General features: G+C 73.2%; 15 protein-coding genes and 1 tRNA gene. 2 read left to right on the plus strand and 14 right to left on the minus strand.

What is annotated here, in order from left to right; all coding sequences use genetic code 11:
- Positions 1-206 precede the first annotated feature (206 nt).
- The 6 genes from ACFC0G_RS25270 to ACFC0G_RS25295 form a co-directional block, all read right to left on the minus strand.
- Positions 207-773: a Uma2 family endonuclease gene (locus tag ACFC0G_RS25270; RefSeq protein WP_376406947.1), complete on the minus strand. Its 567-nt coding sequence runs from the start codon at positions 771-773 to the stop codon at positions 207-209.
- A 200-nt stretch (positions 774-973) separates the two neighbouring features.
- Entirely contained in the window at positions 974-1,972 is a 999-nt protein-coding gene (locus ACFC0G_RS25275; RefSeq protein WP_376406949.1) for a helix-turn-helix transcriptional regulator, read from the minus strand.
- 327 nt (positions 1,973-2,299) lie between these two features.
- A tRNA-Thr gene (locus ACFC0G_RS25280) sits at positions 2,300-2,373 on the minus strand.
- Between the two features lie 79 nt (positions 2,374-2,452).
- Positions 2,453-4,012 carry an alpha/beta hydrolase gene (locus ACFC0G_RS25285; protein ID WP_376406950.1) on the minus strand — a complete coding sequence of 520 codons (1,560 nt, stop codon included), beginning with the start codon at positions 4,010-4,012 and terminating at the stop codon, positions 2,453-2,455.
- 108 nt (positions 4,013-4,120) lie between these two features.
- Positions 4,121-5,323, minus strand: a complete 1,203-nt coding sequence (locus ACFC0G_RS25290) for a DNA polymerase III subunit delta' (RefSeq protein ID WP_376406952.1) — start codon at positions 5,321-5,323, stop codon at positions 4,121-4,123.
- Between the two features lie 67 nt (positions 5,324-5,390).
- The gene (locus ACFC0G_RS25295) at positions 5,391-5,570 is read right to left on the minus strand and encodes a hypothetical protein (RefSeq protein ID WP_376406954.1); all 180 of its coding nucleotides are present in this window, start codon (positions 5,568-5,570) and stop codon (positions 5,391-5,393) included.
- Between the two features lie 198 nt (positions 5,571-5,768).
- Here ACFC0G_RS25295 and ACFC0G_RS25300 point away from each other — a divergent pair, with 198 nt between their 5' ends.
- Complete coding sequence (locus ACFC0G_RS25300) at positions 5,769-6,965, plus strand: histidine kinase (protein WP_376406956.1); 1,197 nt, start codon at positions 5,769-5,771, stop codon at positions 6,963-6,965.
- Positions 6,953-7,597, plus strand: a complete 645-nt coding sequence (locus ACFC0G_RS25305) for a LuxR C-terminal-related transcriptional regulator (protein WP_376406958.1) — start codon at positions 6,953-6,955, stop codon at positions 7,595-7,597. The genes ACFC0G_RS25300 and ACFC0G_RS25305 overlap by 13 nt, the downstream gene beginning before the upstream one ends.
- A gap of 15 nt (positions 7,598-7,612) precedes the next feature.
- On the opposite strand, the gene ACFC0G_RS25310 is transcribed toward ACFC0G_RS25305, so the two are convergent.
- From ACFC0G_RS25310 to ACFC0G_RS25345, 8 genes are all read right to left on the minus strand, one after another.
- On the minus strand, positions 7,613-10,144 hold the full coding sequence (locus tag ACFC0G_RS25310) for an FtsX-like permease family protein (RefSeq protein ID WP_376406960.1): 2,532 nt from the start codon (positions 10,142-10,144) through the stop codon (positions 7,613-7,615).
- Positions 10,141-10,956 carry an ABC transporter ATP-binding protein gene (locus ACFC0G_RS25315; protein ID WP_376406962.1) on the minus strand — a complete coding sequence of 272 codons (816 nt, stop codon included), beginning with the start codon at positions 10,954-10,956 and terminating at the stop codon, positions 10,141-10,143. Before ACFC0G_RS25315 ends, ACFC0G_RS25310 begins: the two co-directional genes overlap by 4 nt.
- Before the next feature lie 97 nt (positions 10,957-11,053).
- On the minus strand, positions 11,054-14,398 hold the full coding sequence (gene tmk / locus ACFC0G_RS25320) for a dTMP kinase (RefSeq protein ID WP_376406964.1): 3,345 nt from the start codon (positions 14,396-14,398) through the stop codon (positions 11,054-11,056).
- Positions 14,399-14,579: 181 nt separating this feature from the next.
- The gene (topA, locus tag ACFC0G_RS25325) at positions 14,580-17,426 is read right to left on the minus strand and encodes a type I DNA topoisomerase (protein WP_376406967.1); all 2,847 of its coding nucleotides are present in this window, start codon (positions 17,424-17,426) and stop codon (positions 14,580-14,582) included.
- A 259-nt stretch (positions 17,427-17,685) separates the two neighbouring features.
- Complete coding sequence (locus ACFC0G_RS25330; RefSeq protein ID WP_376406969.1) at positions 17,686-17,883, minus strand: hypothetical protein; 198 nt, start codon at positions 17,881-17,883, stop codon at positions 17,686-17,688.
- A 179-nt stretch (positions 17,884-18,062) separates the two neighbouring features.
- On the minus strand, positions 18,063-18,854 hold the full coding sequence (locus ACFC0G_RS25335) for an ABC transporter permease (RefSeq protein WP_376406971.1): 792 nt from the start codon (positions 18,852-18,854) through the stop codon (positions 18,063-18,065).
- 14 nt (positions 18,855-18,868) lie between these two features.
- Positions 18,869-19,642 (minus strand): ABC transporter permease, encoded by a 774-nt coding sequence (locus ACFC0G_RS25340; protein ID WP_376406973.1) that lies wholly within the window; start codon positions 19,640-19,642, stop codon positions 18,869-18,871.
- Positions 19,639-20,745: an ATP-binding cassette domain-containing protein gene (locus ACFC0G_RS25345; RefSeq protein ID WP_376406975.1), complete on the minus strand. Its 1,107-nt coding sequence runs from the start codon at positions 20,743-20,745 to the stop codon at positions 19,639-19,641. Before ACFC0G_RS25345 ends, ACFC0G_RS25340 begins: the two co-directional genes overlap by 4 nt.
- Between the last annotated feature and the right edge of the window lies 1 nt (position 20,746).

The raw sequence follows: 20,746 nt of genomic DNA on the forward strand, positions 1-20,746 counted from the left end.
GCCGACTCTGCAGAGGCTTCGTCAATCGATCAGTTTGGACTAGACCAATGGGCCAAGCAAGGGGTCCACTCCCCGACCCGGGGGCCGCAGCCGCACCCGGGCATGAAAAAACCCCAGGTCACGGCGAGTGAGTCCTGGGGTGTGACCGCGCCTGAGCTTCCCTGGTATGCGACAACGCGCCCGCCCTGCGGATGGCCGGCACGACCTCAGATCTGGCCGAGGTCGACCTCTACCGGGAAGGGAGCCGAAACCTTGACGACACCGGTGAACACGTCCCCGTCCCGGTAGGCCCTGGTCGCGGGGTCGAGAACATAGGTGTACACCAGGGGGACGCCTGTCACGGCCTGCTCGACCCGCCAGTAGAAGGCGATGCCGGACTTGGCGTACTGGTCCGTCTTCACAATCCGATCGGTGGTCTCCGACCCCGGCGAGACAACCTCCACGACCAGCAGCACGTGCTCGGGACGGGTGGGCGTGATGTCGATCGTGTCCGCGCGGTACACCACGACGTCGGGACGACGGTTGGTGAGCGGGACGTCCTGAAGCCGGACATCGAAGTCGGTATCGGCGTTCCAGTCCGGCCCCGCAGCGGCCTCAAGGGCATTCGCCATGATCCGAGCCAGCCTATTGTGGCGCTTGGACGCGCTGGGACTCACGACGACCATCCCGTCCACGATCTCGATCCCCGCACACTGCTCCTCGGACCAGGAGTCGTACTGCTCTGCGGTGATCTGCTCGTGCATCCACGCAGGGGCTGCCATCTCGGCAGTCATGACGCACCTCCCGGACACCATGCGAGCGGGCCCGATCCCGCTGGACTCAGCGTACTGTCCCGGCTTCCGCGGCACGTCGGATACCGGAGCGCCGACGTAAGCACCTCGGCCCACTCGGCAGCCGCCGCGAGCACGGAGCGTTTCCGCGCTTTCGACCTGCGCTGGTATCTCCAATTCGTCACCACGGGTCACTAAGCGACCTACCGCACGCCGCCGTTCGCATGGAAGGCGCCGTTCTCAATATCGTCGACATGAACGATGGTGTCCGGAATATCCTTGAAGTGCATGAGGGCCCTGACGGAGACCCTGTAACTCCGACCCACCCTCGCCACAGGGAAGGGGAACTGCCCTGCCCTGATGAGTCGATGGGCTGCGGATTCGGCGATCCCTATCACTCCTGCGGCTTCACGGAGGCCAATGAACGAAGGGTAGAGGTCCGAGGCGTAATAGTAGAGGTTCGGGTTAGAAATGCCGGATCGAGGCAGCCCCGAGGTTTTCACAGCCTGACTGATCGACCCCGAACGGCGACCGTTGCGAAGTTCGTCATGAAAACCCCGCACGCTATCGAAGCAATCCAGCCCTTGAAGCAGCGCCCCGAAACGCTCACCTCTGATCTGTTCTGCGACAGCCGCGTCACGGATGCCATTGACGTCGATGATCGACGCCGCCCTCAACGCAGAGTCCTGGTCAGCCACTTCTGACGAGAAGATCACTTCGGCGTCACCCGTCAAGGTTTCCGGCGAGGAGGCGTTCCCGCGCCGGAAGGCCGATTCGAAGGCCGCTTTCACCATTCGATCCCTGACGCTGCACGGCGGAACCCCCATGACAGTGTCCGCCCAGACCTCCAAGGCGGCTTCCACCATGCCCGAGCGGATCTCATCACGCTCGACTTGAAAATCACGGGAGATTCTCGAAGACAGCGAACGGAAACAGGGAACAATGCAGTCGAGGATGACCAGTCTCCACGTGTCTCCACCCTTCAGGTCACACAGCCTCCCCATGGCAATCAAAGACTCCCACAGGCGAGAACTCGGAGCCGATCGGACACCGGACGCGATCGCCTCGGCACGGAACTTCGAATAAGCATAATGCCGCTTGATGTCACACTCCTTCACATTTCCAACATGTACGCAAATCGGATCCTCCCCAAAAATTTCCCGCACATTCCATTCGATCTGATCGAAGACATCCGGCATCATCCACATCCCATGTTCACCGACTATCTACGCTCAAGGATGGCTCCCCGAGAAGAACGCGGAATGCCTTCCCAACCCGGGCCACTCAATCGTGTGGGGAATGTTTATATTCAGATCCCTCAGGCTTCACAACGGCCCCAGCAGAGCTGCTCGGAGCATTCGCACCACCAGCCTCACTGACACAGCGTGCTGACCGGGCGGCCGTTCATGGGCGCAGTCGGGCGGGCAGGGCGAAGACTCCCCACACCAGGAACCCGACCCGGGGGCCGCAGCCGCACCCGGGCATGAAAAAACCCCAGGTCACGGCGAGTGAGTCCTGGGGTAATTCCGAGCCGCCTTCGGGATTCGAACCCGAGACCTACGCATTACGAGTGCGTTGCTCTGGCCAGCTGAGCTAAGGCGGCTTGCCGTGCAGACCCATGTTGGGTGCAGCAGCGCCGCCAAGTCTACACAGTTTCCCGGGGTGCTCCGACCACCCCTGGATCACGCCTGTGAGCAGCGCTTTCCGTCCTGTGGAGGAGTGCCTTCCAGGAGGTAGGCGTTGATGGCCGCGTCGATGCAGTCGCTGCTCCGGCCGTACGCCGTGTGGCCGTCGCCCTCGTAGGTCAGGAGGGTGCCGGAGGAGAGCTGGCCGGCCAGGGCCTCGGCCCACTTGTAGGGGGTGGCCGGGTCGCGGGTGGTGCCGACGACGAGGATCGGGGCGGCTCCTTCGGCGGCGATGCGGTGCGGGGTGCCGGTGGGCCGCGTGGGCCAGTAGGTACAGTTGAGGGCCGCCCAGGCGAGGCCCTCGCCGAAGACCGGGGACGCCTTCTCGAAGGACGGGACCGCCTTCTCCGCGTCGGCGGGCCCGGCGTAGGCGGCCGGCAGGTCGAGGCAGTTCACGGCGGCGTTGGCGTCCATCAGGTTGGCGTACGTGCCGTCCGCCTCCCGCTCGTAGTAGCTGTCGGCCAGGGCCAGCAGGCCCGAGCCCTCGCCGCCGATCGCCCGGGTGAGGGCCTCCCGCAGCTGCGGCCAGGCCCCCTCGTCGTACATCGCCGCGATCACGCCCGTCGTCGCGAGGGACTCGCCGAGCTCGCGGCTCTCGCCCGTCGGCACCGGCTTCGCGTCCACGTCGCGGAAGAACGCCCGCAGCGCCTCGCCGGCCGCCGCGACCGACTCCGTGCCGAGCGGGCAGTCCGCCGTGCGGATGCAGTCGGCGGCGAAGGCCCGGAAGGCGGTCTCGAAGCCGGCGGTCTGGTCTCGGTTGAGGTCGAGCGCCGACAGGGACGGGTCCATGGCCCCGTCGAGGACCAGGCGGCCGACCCGGTCGGGGAAGAGCTCGGCGTACGTGGCGCCGAGGAACGTGCCGTACGAGGCCCCCACGTACGAGAGCTTCTCGTCGCCGAGCACCGCCCGCAGGATGTCCATGTCACGCGCCGTCTCGACCGTGGAGACGTGCGCCAGGACCTTCCCCGAGCGCTTCTCGCAGCCCGCCGAGAACTCCTTGAACGCCGCGCTCAGCGCGTTGGTCTCCGCCGCGTCGTCGGGCGTCTGGTCCACCTGCGTGTACGCGTCCATCCGCGGGCCCGTCAGGCACTCGACCGGCTCGCTGCGGGCGACCCCGCGCGGGTCGACGGCCACCATGTCGTAGCGGGCGCGGACGGGGGCGGGGTAGCCGATGCCCGCGTACCCCTGGAGGTATCCGACGGCCGAGCCGCCGGGCCCGCCCGGGTTGACCAGGAGCGAACCGAGCCGCTTCCCCGGGCCGGTGGCCCGGACCCGCGAGACCGCCAGCTCGACGTCGCCGCCGTCCGGCTTCGCGTAGTCGAGCGGGGCCAGCAGCGTCGCGCACTGGAAGCCCGGCACACCGCAGTCGCGCCACGTCGGCTTCTGCCCGTAGTACTTCTTCAGCGCCTCGCTCCCGGCCGAGGCGGAGGCCCGGGCGGCGGCCGATGTCGTCGTACGGGACGCGGCGGCGTCGCTTCCGCCCGTGCAGCCGGAGAGGATCAGTCCGGCGGCCGCGAGGGCCGTAGCGGACGTACGGAGCAAACGCCTGGAGTCCATTCCCGGAGCGTATCCGGACGAGTACGGACCGTGTCCAATCGCGTGGGACGCCTGTGGACAGGCCCCCGGTCGCGCTCGCGACCCCGGCCATGATCCGCCGGACACGGCCTAGTCGCGGAGCGCCATCGTCATCGCCTCCACCGCCAGCAGCGGTGCCACGTTCCGGTCGAGGGCGTCCCGGCAGGCCAGGATCGCCTCGATGCGGCGCAGGGTCCGCTCCGGGGTGGTGTCCCCGGCGATCCGCTCCAGCGCGTCCCGCACGTCCACGTTGGCGATGGCCGAGCGCGAGCGGAGCTGGAGCGCCAGCACGTCGCGGTAGAAGCCGGTCAGATCGGTGAGCGCGAGGTCCAGGCTGTCGCGCTGGGTGCGCGTCCTGCGGCGCTTCTGCCGCTCCTCCAGCTCCTTCATCACGCCGGCCGTGCCACGGGGCATCCGGCCGCCCTGTGCGGCGCCGAGCGCCGCCTTCATGTCCTCGGTCTCCTTGACGTCGACCTCTTCCGCGACCTGCTTCGCGTCCTCCGCCGCCGCGTCGACCAGCTCCTGGGCGGCCTTGAGGCAGCCGCCGATGTCCGCGACCCGCAGCGGCAGCTTGAGGACGACGGCCCTGCGCGCCCGGGCCCGCTCGTCCGTGGCCAGCCGCCGCGCCCGGTCGATGTGCCCCTGGGTCGCGCGGGCCGCGGCGTACGCCGCCTCCGGCTCGATGCCGTCGCGCCGCACGAGCACGTCGGCCACCGCCTCCACCGGCGGCGTCCGCAGGGTCAGATGCCGGCAGCGGGAACGGATCGTCGGCAGCACGTCCTCGAGGGACGGCGCGCAGAGCAGCCAGACCGTGCGCGGCGCGGGCTCCTCGACGGCCTTCAGCAGCACGTTCCCCGCGCCCTCGGTGAGCCGGTCGGCGTCCTCCAGGACGATGACCTGCCAGCGGCCGCCCGCCGGGGAGAGCTGGGCGCGCCGGACGAGCGCGCGGGTCTCCTTCACACCGATGGACAGCAGGTCCGTACGGACGATCTCCACGTCCGCGTGGGTGCCGACGAGGGTCGTGTGGCAGCCGTCGCAGAATCCGCAGCCCGGGACCCCGCCCATCGCCCGGTCGGGGCTCACGCACTGCAGCGCGGCGGCGAACGCCCGCGCCGCGGTCGCCCGCCCGGACCCCGGCGGGCCGGTGAACAGCCAGGCGTGGGTCATCTTCGACGCCTCGGGGGCGGGCTCTCCGGCGGCATGGGCGGTCACGAGCGCGTCGGCGTCGCGCGCGGCGGCGGCCAGCTGCTCCTCGACCTTCGCCTGTCCGACCAGGTCGTCCCATACGGCCATGTCTGCCCCTCCTCAGGTACGCCCCCCATTGTGGGGCAGCGCTCTGACAACCCCTGCCGACCGGCCGTCAGACCGCGCCGCGGGCCCGGGCACGGGTCAGCCACAGGCCGACCGCCGAGCCGAGCACGAACACCCCCGAGCAGATGCTCGCCGCGACGTGCGCGGCGCCGGTCCAGCCGGAGAAGGTGTTGACGTAGAGGTTGACGAGGACGCCCGCCGTGAGCAGCAGCCAGAGCAGGAATCGCATAAGAATCTCCAGAGGTGTGGGTGTGGGCATGGGGGTGCGGGGGTTCGGGGGTCCGGAAGGCCGGGGGGATTTCACGTCGTGGCGGGTGGTGATTCGATCTTCGTCGCGTCCCCGTCCCCGCACAGCGGAGCCCGCCCCCGGACCGATGGTGGAGCCTGCACCACCGTCCTCGTCATCAGCGCCGCCTACCCTTGCGGAATGCGCGAGGCGATCAAGGAAGCGGCCCGGGCCTGGCTCCATCTCCTCACCGGGGCCGCGCTCGCGGTCCTCTGTCAGCTGATGGCCGCCGTCGTCCTCTTCACCGCCGTCCTCACCCTCACCGTCATCGGCGCCGGAGTCCTCCCCGAGACCGTCCTGCTGCTGCGCCTGCTCGCGGGCCGGGAGCGGAGCCGTACCGCCGCCAGGACCGGTACGCCCGTCCCGGAGGCGTACCTGCCGCTCGAAGGGCCCCTCCCCGCGCGCGTGCGGACCGCCGTCACCGACCCCGGCACGCACGGGGATCTGATCTGGGCCGCCGCGCACGCCGTCTACGGCGTGCTGCTGTGGTGCGCCTCGCTCATCGTGTGGGTGTGCGCGGTGGTGGTCGACGGCGTCTGGGCGGGGCTCGCGGGGCACCGCCCCCTGGTGCTTCCGCTGATCGGCCGGCTCGCCGCTCTGGAGGCCGACTGGTCGCGCGCGCTGCTCACCCCCGCCCCGTCCGCCGCCCGGGACGCCGCGCTCGCCGCCCGTATCGAGCAGCTGACCGCCACCCGGGCCGGCGCGGTCGCCGCGCACGGCGCCGAGCTGCGCCGGATCGAACGCGACCTGCACGACGGCGCGCAGGCCCGGCTGGTCGCGCTCTCCATGCGGATCGGCCTGGCCAGGCGGGCGTACGACTCCGATCCCGCGGCCGCGCGCAGACTCCTCGACGACGCGCAGGAGCAGGCCGAGGAGGCCCTGGCCGAGCTGCGGCACGTCGTGCGCGGCATCCACCCGCCGATCCTCACCGACCGCGGCCTGACCGGCGCGGTCCGGGCGCTCGCCGCGAGCAGCGGGCTGGAGGTGGCGGTGTCGGTGACGGGCCTCGCCGGAGACGCGGTCCCCGACGCCGCCGACGGCCCCCGTGCCCCCGCCGCCGTCGAGGCCGCCGCGTACTTCGTCGTCGCCGAGGCCCTCACCAACGCCGCCAAGCACAGCGGCGCCGCCCGCGCCTCCGTCGCCCTCGCCCGCCGGCCCGCCGGCCTGCGCGTCCTCGTCAAGGACGAGGGCCACGGCGGGGCGGAGGCCGGCGAGCGCGGCGGCTCCGGCCTGACGGGCATGCGCCGCCGGGTCGCCGCACTCGACGGCACCGTACGACTGACCAGCCCCCAAGGGGGCCCGACCGTGATCGAAGTGGAGCTTCCGTGCGTGTGGTGATCGCCGAGGACAACGCCCTCCTCAGAGAGGGCCTGGTGCTGCTGCTGTCCTCCTCCGGCCACGAGGTCGCCGGGGTCGCGGCCACCGGCCCCGAGATCCTGCCGCTGCTCCTGGAGCACCGCCCGGACGTCGCCGTCCTCGACGTACGGCTGCCGCCCGGCTTCCGCGACGAGGGGCTGCGGGCGGCGCTCGCGGCCCGCGAGCAGCTGCCCGGGCTGCCCGTGCTCGTCCTCTCCCAGTACGTGGAGGAGACGTACGCGGCCGAGCTCCTCGGCGGCGGCGCCCGCGGCGTCGGCTACCTCCTGAAGGACCGGGTCGGGCGGGTCGACGAGTTCCTGGACGCCCTGGAGCGGGTCGCGGCCGGCGGTACGGCGCTGGACCCGGAGGTCGTCGCCGAGCTGCTCGCCCGCCGCCGCGACGACCCGCTGGACTCCCTCACGCCGCGCGAGCGCGAGGTCCTCGAACTGATGGCCCAGGGGCACGACAACAGCACGATCGCCCGCTCGATGGTGGTGACCGAGCGGGCCGTGCACAAGCACATCGGCAACGTCTTCGCGAAGCTCGGCCTGCCGCCGAGTGACAGCGGCGGCCACCGCCGGGTCCTCGCCGTGCTCGCGTACCTCAAGGTCTGAGGCCCCCGAGGGTGCTCAGGCCCCCGACCGCCGCCCCGAGACCGGCAGGAACACGCCCGCCACGACCGTGACGACCACCGTCCCCGCGATCAGCGCGGCCTGCGTGGGCGGCAGGTACGGCAGGCCGCCCGTCAGGGCCCAGGCGAAGGCGGTCAGCGGCAGCGCGGCCACCGCCACCCCGAGGAGCAGCCCCGTGGCCGTCAGGAACCCGGCCTCCAGGCCGAGCATCCGGCGCACCTGACCGGCCGATGCGCCCACCTGGCGCAGCAGCGCGAGCTCGCCGCGCCGCCCGGCGCCGATCAGGGCGAGGGTGCTCAGGACGGCGAGGACGGTGAGCGCGCCGATCGCGGTGACGACCGCCGCCGAGACGATCCCGTTCAGCTCGGCCCCGGGCGTCGCCACCTGCTCCGGTACGACGGCGGTGGAGGCGGCGGCCGCCTGCCTGTCCTCCGTCGCCGCCAGCACGCGCGCGGGGTACGGGTCGGTCATGTGCGGCGCCAGTTCGGCCTTCGGCAGCAGGAACGCGCCGAGGGCGAGCGAGCGCGTGTACACCGCCACCACCCGCAGCCGCTTCTCCGTGCCGTCGCCAAGCCGCAGGGCCACCGTCGAACCGGGCCGCACGTCCAGCGCGTCGGCCGTGTCCGCGCCGACCGCGACCGTCCCGCGCCCCGCGAGTCCGGCCAGATCGCCCGCGACCACGCCCGGGTCGAGCGTGCCCTCCAGACCGTCGGCGTCCACGCCGAGGACCGGGAGCCGGTCGATGCGCGGCGAACCGGCCTCCGTACGGGCGAGGACGACCGTCGAGCGCAGCACGTCCGTCGCCGCGGTCACGCCCGGCAGCTTCCGCACCTGCTCCGCCGTCGTCCCCGTGACCGCGAGGTCGGCGGTGGTCGCGGACCTCGCCTGCGCCTCGGCCTCACGGCCCATCGTCGAGCCGGCGGTGAGCTGCACCAGCGCGAAGGCGGTGACGAGGACGACCGGGGTGAGGGCCGCCCCCAGCCGCCGCGAGTGCGCTGCCGCCCCGGCCGCCGTGAGCCGCCCGGGCGCCCCGCCGAGCCGGCGGAACGGCCCGTCCAGGATCCGCATCGCGCCCCGCGCGATCCACGGCCCGAGCAGCGCGCACCCGGTAACGAGCGTCACCGTGGCCGCGCCCGCCGCGGCGCCGGCCGCCTCGCCGCCCTGCGTGGTGGCCGTCACGGCGGCGGCCGCGCCGAGGACGAGCAGGACGAGCCCGCTGACACGGCGCACGGCCCCCGTCCCCTGACGGTCCGCCCGGCGGGTCGAGAAGAGGACGACGAACCGGGCGAGTCCCACCACGACGGCGGCGACGACGAGCGAGCCGGCGAACAGCCAGGGCGGCGTGGGCAGGACCAGCCCCTCCGGTACGACTCCGGTTCGGGCCCGCAGCGTCGACCACGCGGCCAGGAACGTCGGTACGGCCGCGAGCGCGCCGAGCACCGCCGCCGCACCCGCCACCCGGGTCACTTCCCGTCCGGCGGCGGCCCGCAGCTGACGGGGTGTCGCGCCGACCGCGAGCAGCAGGTCCCGCTCGGCGCCGCGCTGGCCGAGCGCCTGCGCGACGAGCGAGGACAGGACGAGGACGGCGATGAGGAGGACGGTTCCGGAGACGGCGGCGAGGAGTGCGAGCAGTTCGGCGCGCGCGGGCGGTGCGGCGAGGTGCTCGGCGCCGCCCCTGCCGTCGCCGGTGAGCGCCCGGAGGGGCTGCCCCGACGCGGTGTCCTTGAGCTCGGCACGGTCCAGAGCGGCCCGCACGCGCGCGTGGAGGGTGTCCACGGGGACGCCGGACTCGGCGAGGACCCCGACGGCGTCGACCACGCCCGGATGCCCGGCGAGCCGCCGCGCCTCCTGCGCCGTGACGTAGAGCGCGGCCGGGCCGTCGGCCACCCCGACGACCGTTCGCCCGGCCACGGTCTCCCCGACCCGGACCCCGGCACCGGAACGGGTTCCGTCGCCGATGTCCGCCCCCACTCCCGCCCCGATGCCCGCCCCGATTTCCGCCCCGACTCCCGCCCCGACCACGACCTCTCCGGCCTTACGGGGCTCCCGCCCGTCGAGCAGCGTGTACGGCGCGAGCGCGGCGGCCTCCCAGGACCGCCCGGTGTACGTCTCGGATCCCTTGCCGGCACCCGTCCCCGGCTCCCGTACGACGAAGGTGTCGTCCGGCACCGCGGCCCGGACGCCCGGGACCTCGCGCAGGACGTCGACGGCCGCGCTCGGGATCCGTACCCGCTCGGTCAGGCCCGTCGAGACGGTCGTCGGCTCGCTCCCCCACGGATCGGTCGTCCAGCTGATCTCCTGGTCGCCCGCCACGACGACGGGCGCCGCCGCGTACCGCTCCACGCGCGCGTGCCCGAGTCCGACCGACCCGACGGCGAGGGCCAGGGCGCCGAGCAGCGCCGAGGTGACGGCGACGGCCGCGAACACGGCCGCCCACGCCTTGCGGTGCGTCCGCAGCGACCGGGCGGCGAGCAACCGCACCGCCGGGTTCCCGACCGGGTTCCCGGCCCCGCTTCCGACCCGCTTCACCGTGCCACCGCCAGGTGCCGGCCGGCCGGCGCGCCGAGGGCCGCGCGGACCCCGGCCTCGTCCGGCCGGTCGAGGCGGCCGACCAGCCGGCCGCGCTCCAGGAACACCGCCTCGTCCGTCCACGCCGCCGCCACCGGGTCGTGCGTGACGAGGACGACGGTCCGGCCGCGCTCGTCCACCGCGCGCCGCAGCAGGGCGAGGACCCCGGCGGCCGTGACCGGGTCGAGGGCGGCGGTCGGCTCGTCGGCGAAGACGACCTCGGGTTCGTTGACGAGGGCCCGGGCGATCGCCACCCGCTGCCGCTGGCCGCCGGAGAGGTTCTCCGGCACGTCCTCGGCCCGGTCGGCGAGGCCGACGGCCGCGAGACCGGCCAGGGCCCGCTCGTCGAGCTCCCGGCCCGCGCGGGCGCCGGCGAGCAGCAGCGGCAGGGTGACGTTCTCCCGCACGTTCAGGGCGGACACGAGGTTCAGCGACTGGAAGACGAACCCGACGCGGTCGCGCCGCAGCCGGGTGAGCCCGGCCGCCTTCAGCGTGGCGAGGTCGGTGCCCCCGATGCGTACCGTGCCCGCCGTGGGCCGTTCGAGGCCCGCCGCGCAGCGCAGCAGCGTGGACTTCCCGGAACCCGACCGGCCCATCACCGCCACGAACCGCCCGCGCGGCACGACGAGGTGCACGCCGTCGAGCGCGGGCACGCCGCCGTGGGATCCACGGGACCCGTCGGCCCCACGGGACCGCTTGGCCGGTCCGTACGTCCGACTCACCCCTTCCAGGGCGAGTGCGGCACCGCTCTCCGTCGCTGCTGTCGTCATCATGCCGACAACGGTAGAAAACCGCAGGTCACGGCGGTATGGAGCTGGCTTCCGGGTCGAGGGTGGAGCTGGCTACACCCTCGACCCGGACCCTCGACGCTCAGCGGCGACGGCGGCGGTCGTTCTCGTCGTCGTCGTGCGGGCCGAACAGCTCGTCCGCGAGGGTCGGCAGATCGTCGAGCGGGGTCTCCTCGGCCCAGTCCGAGCGGCGGCGCGGCTGCCCGTTCTCGTCGAGCTGGGGCAGCTCACGGGTCCGGTCGTTCGCGCCGTGCGCCTCCGGGGCCGGCCGGGGCTGCTGCCGCTCGTCACGGAAGATGCCCTGCGGCACCCGGTCGGCGGGGTCGGCCGTCCGGGGATCCCGTACGGGAGGCAGGACGGCGGTCTCGTCGACGGCGCGCGGGTCCCGGATCTGCGGCAGGACGGCCGTCTCGGCCTCCGGCAGCTTCACGATCGGCGTGGCCACGGTGACCTCGTCGGGCGCCACCGTGGGCGCCTCGGTCCCGGCGACCGGCTTGGCGTCCGTCGAGCCGGCATCCGCCCTGGCGTCCGGCTTCACGACCGGCGTCGGCACGGTGACCTCGTTCGCGGACACCTCGGTGGCCCGGGCGGCCCGCTCGGCCGCCGCACGCTGCTCGGCCACCGCACGCCGCTCCGCCGCGGCCCGCTTCTCCTCGGCGGCCTTCGCCGCGGCCGCCTCCGCCGCCGCCGCACGCTGGGCGGCGGCCTTCTCCGCGGCGGCCCGTTCGGCAGCGGCCTTCTCCGTGGCGGCCTTCGCGGCCGCCTCCGCGGCGACCTTCTCCGCGGCCGCCTTCAGCGCGGCTTCCTCCGCCGCCTTCGCGGCGGCGGCGGCCTCGGCCATCCGGCGGGCCTCCTCGGCCCGGAGCAGGGCCTCCTCGGCCTTGCGCTGCTTCTCCAGGCGGCGCTCCTCCGCCTCGGCCCGCAGCCGCTCCGCTTCCTCGGCCTCCTTGCGGAGCCGCTCCTGCTCCTCCAGGCGGGCCTTCTCCTCGGCGGCGAGGCGCTTGCGCTCCTCCTCGGCGGCGAGCTCGGCGGCGACCCGGGCCTCCTCGGCCTTCCGGCGGGCCTCCTCCGCCTGCCGCTCGGCCTCCAGACGGCGCGCCTCTTCCTCCTCGCGCCGCTTGCGCTCCTCCTCCTCGGCACGGAGCTTGGCGAGCTGCTCCTGCCGCTCGCGCTCCAGGCGCTCCTCCTCGGCCTTGCGGGCGGCCTCTTCCTCGGCGAGGCGCCGCGCCTCCTCCTCGGCCTTCCGGCGGGCCTCCTCTGCGGCCTTCACCTCGGCCTCGGAGAGGGGCAGCATCCGGTCGAGCCGGTGGCGTACGACGGTGGTGACGGCCTCGGGCTCCTGGCCGGCGTCGACGACGAGGTAGCGGCTGGGGTCGGCGGCCGCGAGGGCGAGGAAACCGGCCCGCACGCGCGCGTGGAACGCCGGCGGCTCGGACTCCAGCCGGTCGGGCGCCTCGGTGAAGCGCTCCCGGGCCGTCTCCGGGGAGACGTCGAGGACGACGGTGAGGTGCGGGACGAGCCCGTCCGTCGCCCAGCGGGAGATGCGGGCGATCTCGGTCGGGGACAGGTCGCGGCCGGCGCCCTGGTAGGCCACGGACGAGTCGATGTACCGGTCGGAGAGGACGATCGCGCCCCGCTCCAGGGCGGGCCGGACCAGGGAGTCGACGTGCTCGGCGCGGTCGGCCGCGTACAGCAGGGCCTCGGCGCGGTTCGAGAGCCCCGCCGACGACACGTCGAGGAGGATCGAGCGGAGCCGCTTGCCGATCGGGGTGGCACCGGGCTCGCGGGTGACGACGACCTCGTGGCCCTTCGCGCGGATCCACTCGGCGAGCGCCTGGACCTGCGTGGACTTCCCGGCGCCGTCGCCGCCCTCCAGGGCGATGAAGAAGCCGGTCGGGGAGGCCGCCTGGGCGGGGTCGGAGCCGCGCAGCGCGTCGCGCAGGTCGCGGCGGAGCGGGACACCGGCGCGGTCGTCGGTCTTCGCGAGGACGAGCGCGGCGACCGGCAGCAGCAGGGCGCCGACCAGGGCGAGCGTCAGGGCCGCGCCGCCGTGCGCGAAGACGCCGCCCTCCGAGGCGAGCCGGTACTGCCCGATGGCGGCGGCGAGCAGCGGCGCGGCGAGCGCGCCGACGGCCATGCCGACGCGGGCGTTGGCCTGGAGGTGCTCGGTGGTGCGGGCCCGGCGCGGCTCCTCGGTCTCCTGGTCGACGAGGGTGTGGCCGGTGTTGGCCGCGACACCGGCCGCGTACCCGGCCAGGACGGCGAGGAACAGCACGGTCGCCGTGTCCGGGACCAGGCCCATGGCGATCAGCGCGACGCCGGTGACGGCGGTCGCGAGCGCGAGCAGCCGGCGCCGGGACAGGACGGGCAGGACCGAGCGGGCGGTGCGGATGCCGACGGCGGTGGCGCCGCTCAGCGCGAGGATCAGCAGCGCGTACGTGACGGGGCCGCCGCCCAGGTCGTACGCGTGGAGGACGGCGAGGGACGCGGCCGCGGCGATCGCCCCGGCGACGGTGGCGCAGGTCAGGACCAGCAGGGGCAGGACGCCGGTGCGGCCCTTCGCGGCCGCGGCACCCTCCGCGCCGCCCTTCTCTGCCGACGGGCGGCGCAGCCCCTCCAGGGGCGAGCGGGGCCTCGGGGTCTTCCCGCCGGGCAGCGCCATCGCGTACAGGCCGGTGACGGAGGCGGCGAAGAGTCCGGCGGCCACGTACGAGCCGAGGGCCGCCTGGTGCAGCGAGAACCAGTCGAGTCCGGTGCCGAGCAGTTCGCCGACGAGCGTGGCGACGAGCAGGACGCCGGCCGCGGCCGGCACGACGAGGAAGCCGGTGCGCTGGGACAGCCGGCGCAGCGCGCCGAGGTGGTCGGGCAGCGGCCGTACGGCGTCGCCCTCCAGCGGCGGGGCGGGGAGCAGCGCGGGCGCGGCGCCCTCGCGGCAGATGGTCCACAGCCGCTCGGCGGCGCCCGTGACGAAGACGGTGCCGAGGAGGTACCAGAGCGCGCTGCCGGGGAGCCAGTCGATCCACAGGGGCGCGATGACGAGGAGCGCGATGCGCAGTCCGTCGGCGCCGATCATGGTCCAGCGGCGGTCGAGCGGGCCGTCGGGCCCGGTGAGCGCGGTGAGCGGCCCGAGGAGGACGGCCCCGAAGAGGACCGAGGCCAGCAGGCGCGTACCGACGACGGCGGCCACGGCGAACGCGGCGCCCCGGTATCCGCCCCCGAGAGCGCCCTCGACGACGGCCGCCTGGAGGCTCAGGAGCACGAGGACGAGGAGGGCGAGGGCGTCACCGACGCCGCCGGCCACCTGGGCGCCCCACAGCCGGCGCAAGGGCTGATGGTGCAGGAGGGCCCGTACGGCACGCTCCTGGGAATCCGCGACGAGTGCGGCGTCGGAATCGCCGAGGCGGTCTGGCTGCTCTGCTCGCGTCATCCGTCCACCCTATCCGGACGTCCTTGCTCCCTGCGGCCTCCGACCGAACATCCGGACGACCCTGTGACGGGACCGACGCGAGACGGCGAACACTAGAGCCGACAGGGCCCCCGACCCGGCCAAACGCCGGAGGGGCGGAGGCCATCGGCCCCCGCCCCTCCCGCTCTCTCACGTTCCGCGTCTACTCCGGCTGCGACGCCGCCGTCTTCTTGGCGGCGGTCGTCTTCTTCGCCGTCGTGGTCTTCTTCGCGGCGGTCTTCTTGGCGGCCGTGGTCTTGGCGGCGGTGGTCTTCTTCGCCGCCGTCTTCGTGGCCGTCTTCTTCGCCGGGGCCTTCTTCGCCGGGGCCTTCTTGGCGACCTTCTTCGCCGGTCCCTTGGCCCGCTTCTCCGCGAGGAGCTCGTAACCGCGCTCCGGCGTGATCGTCTCCACGCTGTCGTCGGTGCGCAGGGTGGCGTTGGTCTCGCCGTCCGTCACGTACGGGCCGAAGCGCCCGTCCTTGACGACGACCGGCTTCTCGCTGACCGGGTCGGTGCCCAGCTCCTTCAGCGGCGGCTTGGCCGCGGCCCGGCCCCGCTGCTTCGGCTGCGCGTAGATCGCGAGGGCCTCGTCGAGCGTGATCGAGAAGAGCTGCTCCTCGTCGGTGAGCGACCGCGAGTCCGTGCCCTTCTTCAGGTACGGGCCGTAGCGGCCGTTCTGCGCGGTGATCTCGACGCCCTCGGCGTCGGCGCCGACGACCCGCGGCAGGGACATCAGCCGGAGCGCGTCCTCCAGGGTGACGGTGTCGAGCGCCATCGACTTGAAGAGGGAGGCCGTGCGCGGCTTCACCGCGTTCTTGCCGGTCTTCGGGGTGCCCTCGGGCAGGATCTCCGTGACGTACGGGCCGTAGCGGCCGTCCTTCGCGACGATCTGGTTGCCGCTGACCGGGTCGGTGCCCAGCTCGAAGTCGCCGCTCGGCTTGGCGAGCAGCTCCTCGGCGTGCTCGACGGTCAGCTCGTCGGGCGCGAGGTCCTCGGGGACGTCGGCGCGCTGGTGGCCCTCCGCGTCCTTCTCGCCGCGCTCGACGTACGGGCCGTAGCGGCCGACGCGGAGCACGATGCCGTTGCCGACGGGGAACGAGGAGATCTCGCGCGCGTCGATCGCGCCGAGGTCGGTGACGAGCTCCTTGAGACCGCCGAGGTGGTCGCCGTCGCCGTTCCCGGCGTCCGCGGCGCCGCCCTGGCCCGTGCCGTCGCCCTCGCCGAAGTAGAAGCGCTTCAGCCACGGCACGGACTTGGCCTCGCCCCGCGCGATGCGGTCGAGGTCGTCCTCCATCCGGGCGGTGAAGTCGTAGTCGACGAGCCGCCCGAAGTGCGTCTCCAGGAGGTTGACGACGGCGAAGCTCAGGAAGGACGGCACGAGGGCCGTGCCCTTCTTGAAGACGTAGCCGCGGTCGAGGATGGTGCCGATGATCGACGCGTACGTCGACGGGCGGCCGATCTCGCGCTCTTCGAGCTCCTTGACCAGCGAGGCCTCGGTGTAGCGGGCCGGCGGCTTCGTCGCGTGGCCGTCCACCGTGATCTCGTCGGCGGTGAGCGCGTCGCCCTGGGCGACCTGCGGCAGGCGCCGCTCGCGGTCGTCGAGCTCCGCGTTCGGGTCGTCGGCGCCTTCGACGTAGGCCTTCATGAAGCCGTGGAAGGTGATCGTCTTGCCGGACGCGCTGAACTCGGCGTCGCGGCCGTCGGAGGCCCGGCCGCCGATCTTCACGGTGACCGAGTTGCCGGTCGCGTCCTTCATCTGGGAGGCGACGGTCCGCTTCCAGATCAGCTCGTAGAGCCGGAACTGGTCGCCGCTGAGGCCGGTCTCCGCCGGGGTGCGGAAACGATCACCCGAAGGACGAATCGCCTCGTGCGCCTCCTGCGCGTTCTTGACCTTGCCCGCGTAGACGCGCGGCTTCTCCGGCAGGTAGTCGGCGCCGTACAACTGCGTGACCTGCGCCCGGGCCGCCGAGACGGCGGTGTCGGACAGGGTCGTGGAGTCCGTACGCATGTAGGTGATGAAGCCGTTCTCGTACAGCTTCTGTGCCACCTGCATGGTCGCCTTCGCACCGAAGCCCAGCTTGCGGCTCGCCTCCTGCTGGAGGGTCGTGGTGCGGAAGGGGGCGTACGGGGAGCGGCGGTACGGCTTCGACTCGACCGAGCGCACGGCGAACGCGGTGTCGGCGAGCGCGGCGGCGAGCGCCCGGGCCTTCTCCTCGTCCAGGTGGAGCACGGCGTCGGACTTCAGCCGCCCGTCGGCGCCGAAGTCACGGCCCTGCGCGACGCGCTTGCCGTCGACCGCCGCGAGGCGTGCGACCAGCGAGGACGGGTCGGAGGCGTCACCGGTGCGGCCGGTGCCGAAGGTGCCGGTGAGGTCCCAGTACTCGGCGGAGCGGAAGGCGATGCGCTCGCGCTCCCGCTCGACGACGAGCCGGGTGGCGACGGACTGCACGCGGCCGGCGGACAGCCGCGGCATGACCTTCTTCCACAGGACCGGCGAGACCTCGTAGCCGTACAGCCGGTCGAGGATGCGGCGGGTCTCCTGGGCGTCGACCATGCGCTGGTTGAGCTCGCGCGGGTTGGCGACGGCTTCCCGGATCGCGTCCTTGGTGATCTCGTGGAAGACCATCCGGTGGACCGGGACCTTGGGCTTCAGGACTTCCTGGAGGTGCCACGCGATGGCCTCGCCCTCGCGGTCCTCATCGGTGGCGAGGTAGAGCTCGTCGGACTCGGCGAGCAGCTCCTTGAGCTTCCTGACCTGCGCCTTCTTGTCGGCGTTGACGACATAGATGGGCTGGAAGTCATGCTCGACGTCGACTCCGAGCCGGCGCACCTCGCCGGTGTACTTCTCCGGCACCTCGGCGGCGCCGCTGGGGAGGTCGCGGATGTGCCCGACGCTCGCCTCGACGACATAGCCAGGGCCGAGGTAGCCCTTGATCGTCTTCGCCTTGGCAGGCGACTCGACGATGACGAGTCGGCGGCCGCCGTGTGCGGTCTCGCTGGTCGGGGACAACTTCGCTCTTCTCTCCGGATCGACACTCTCTGGCACGTACGGCACTGGCACGCACGGCAGCGGCACGGACGGTGACGCTCCCGTCGCTGCGGAGTGTGACGGTACAACCCGCCCCCGTGTCAAACGGCGAAAGCCCGCAACGGCCACTCGAACGGTAACCCGAGTCCTGGCATTCCTGCCGCCCGGACTCCCGGTCGGGCGGGGCGGGCGGACGCACCGGAGCGCCGGAGAGAGTCCGGAGAAGGATCCGGAGAAGGAGTCAGAGCCTGCCGAAGCACCAGACGCCGAGCAGGAGGAAGAGGGTGCCGAAGAGGCTCGTGACCGCCACGGCCGTCCGCGGGGCGACCCCGTACGCGACGGGCTCACGGTGCAGCGCCCGTACGGTGGTCCACAGCAGCAGCGCGGCCCCGAACAGCGTGAACGCCGCCCCCGCGAAGATCGCCGGCCCGCTCTCCATGCCCGTACCCCGTTCCGTCCACGTGCGGTGTTCGTCTCCCGAGGCCGAGGCTGACACCTCCGGGCATCGAGGGTGCGAATTCCGGGTGAACGACGCGGACCGTCCCGTACGGTTTCACGAAGATGGCCGGTAGTGACCCACCCCTCACTTCCCCTCCTTCTCGTTCGTCACGTCCTCCGTCACATCGTGTCGAGGGTGGCCCGGCGCCGGCTGCCGCGCTCGAAGGCCGCGAGCAGGGCGACGGCGAGCAGGCCCCAGCCGGCACCCACCGCGAGCTCGGTCCCGAGCAGTGACCCGTCCAGACCGCCGCCCGCGGTCAGCTGCCGCGCCGCGTCCGCCGCGTGCGTGAGCGGCAGCAGCTCCCCGGCGAACCGCATCCACTCCGGCAGGGACCCCCGGGGCACGGCCGCGCCCGTCAGCAGGAGCAGCACCGAACTCGCCACGTTGGACACCAGGAACACGTCGCGGAAGCGGAGCCCGAGCGCCCCCAGCGCGAGCCCGAAGGCCGAGCAGGCACCGGCGGCGACGAGCAGCACCAGAGCGAGCCCGGGCAGCGCCCCGGCGGGCACGGGCAGCCCGAGCACGAGCGCGGCGGCGGTGAGCACGAAGGCGCTGACGAACAGCCCGTTGAGGACGTACGGGAGGGCGCGGCCGGTCCAGAGCGGGACCCGGTGCCGCGGCGAGAGCAGGACGGCGCCGAGAGTGCCGTACCGCCGCTCGTTGGCGACGGCCATCGTGCCGCCGTACACGCAGGAGGTGGAAGCTGCGAGGACGGCGTTCCCCACGAGATGGAAACGGTCGTCGGCGACGCCCAGTTCCCGGCCGAGGAAGACGAAGAAGAAAACCTGGAGAAGCGGCCCCACCAGCAGAGTTCCGATGAACATCGGCGGGGTCGTCCAGTTGAAGAGGGCCCGGTAGGAGATCGCGCCGCCGACGACGACGAGCCGGGCGGTGCCGAGGAAACGGAACATCTCTGTCTGGCCTTTCAGGTGAGGGCGAGGGTGGCGGCGGCGCGTGCCCGGCGCTCCACCCGTCCGAGGACGAGGACGGCGGCCAGGGCGTATCCGGCCCCGAGCGCGACGGCGGCGAGCAGCGGCGTGAGCACGTCCCCGCCGGAGGTCGCCGCGTGCACGGCCCGCGCGCCCCAGGTGGTGGGCAGCGCCCAGGACAGCGGGTGCGTCCAGGCGGGCAGCACGGTGACGGGCACGAGGAGCCCGGACAGCAGCCAGACGGGGGTGTCCAGCGGGTTGGCCAGGGCGTTGGCGTTGCGCAGCAGGACGAAGGTGGCGGCGAGGAGGAGCCCCATCATGCCGAGGGCGAGGACGCACACCGGCACGGCGAGCAGGAAGAGCAGCGGGTGCGCGAAGTCGAGCGGGACGCCGAAGAGGACCACGCCCCACAGGACCGTCGCGCCCATCGCGTACGTGCCGATGACGGCGGTCGCGAGGGTGATCGGGAGCAGGACGAGCGCGAGCGGGGCCGGCGCCACGACCAGGGTCTCCAGGGTGCCGAGCCACCGCTGGTTCTGCACGGCGCCGCCCGAACCGAAGAGCACCGAGCCCCAGATGCCCATCAGCCCGGCGCCGACGGAGGCGGTGAGCAGCCGGTCGGGGTCGCCCGCCGCCCGGAAGAGGTAGACGGCGAGGGTCGCGTAGACGAGCGGGACGAGGACGGCGAAGGTGATCTCGATCGGGGAGCGCGACATGTACGAGACATGGGTGCGCACGCCGACGAGGATCAGCCGCAGGACGTGCCTCATACGGCCAACTCCTCTGACACGCCCTCGGACACGTCACCGGTCACGTCACCGGTCACCCCGCCGGACACGCCCTCGGACGCTTCCTCGGCAGGCGCCGCGGACTGGTCCGGGACGGCCGCCGCCGCCGTCGCCGCCGCCTCCTCCACGATCGCGATGTAGGCGTCCTCCAGGGAGGGTTCGCGGCTCGTGACCCGTCCGATCCGTACGCCGTCCAGCGCGGTCAGCACCGGTCCGTGCAGCTCGGCGGAGCCCCGGCCGGTCTGCACGGTGACGATCTGGAGCGCTCCCCGGTCCTCGACCGACGCGCCCCGCACCCCGTCGAGGCGCCGCACCCGGTCGAGCCGCTCCTCGTCCACCCCGTACGCCTCGATCTCCAGCACGTCCCGCCCCCGGACACGGGACTTGAGGCTCTCGGGCGTGCCGAGGGCGCGGATCCGGCCGCCCGCGATCACGGCGATCCGGCCGCAGAGCTCGTCGGCCTCGGCCATGTAGTGGGTGGTGAGCAGGACGGTGGTGCCGCTCGCGGCCAGGTCGGCGACCGTACGGCGCAGGTCGCGGGCGGCGACGGGGTCGACGCCGATGGACGGCTCGTCGAGGAAGAGCACGTCGGGGCGGTGGAGGAGGCCGCGGGCGATGTGGAGGCGCTGCCGCATGCCGCGCGAGTAGCCCTCGACGCGCTCCTTCTCCCGGCCCACGAGGCCGACCAGGTCGAGGAGTTCGGCGATGCGCCGCTTCTGGTCGCGGGCCTCGACGCCGTACAGCTCGGCGAAGTAGCGGAGGTTGTCGAGCGCGGAGAGCCGGTCGTACAGGCCGCGGTCGCCGCCGAAGACGTACCCGATCCTGCGGCGTACGGCGACGGGGTCGCGGGCCACGTCGTGGCCGAACACCCGGGCCGTGCCGGAGGTCGGCAGGAGCAGGGTGTTGAGCATCTTGATGGTGGTGGTCTTGCCGGCGCCGTTGGGGCCGAGCAGGCCGAACAGCTCCCCCGGGGCCACCTCGAAGGTGACCCCGCGCACGGCCTCGGTCTCGGTCCGCCGGGGCTTCAGCCACCCGGCCCTGCTGGTGTAGGTGCGGCGCAGCGCGTCCGCCTCGATTGCGAGCATG

It is taken from the genome of Streptomyces sp. NPDC056169 (genome assembly GCF_042268445.1).
Classification (GTDB): Bacteria; Actinomycetota; Actinomycetes; order Streptomycetales; family Streptomycetaceae; genus Streptomyces.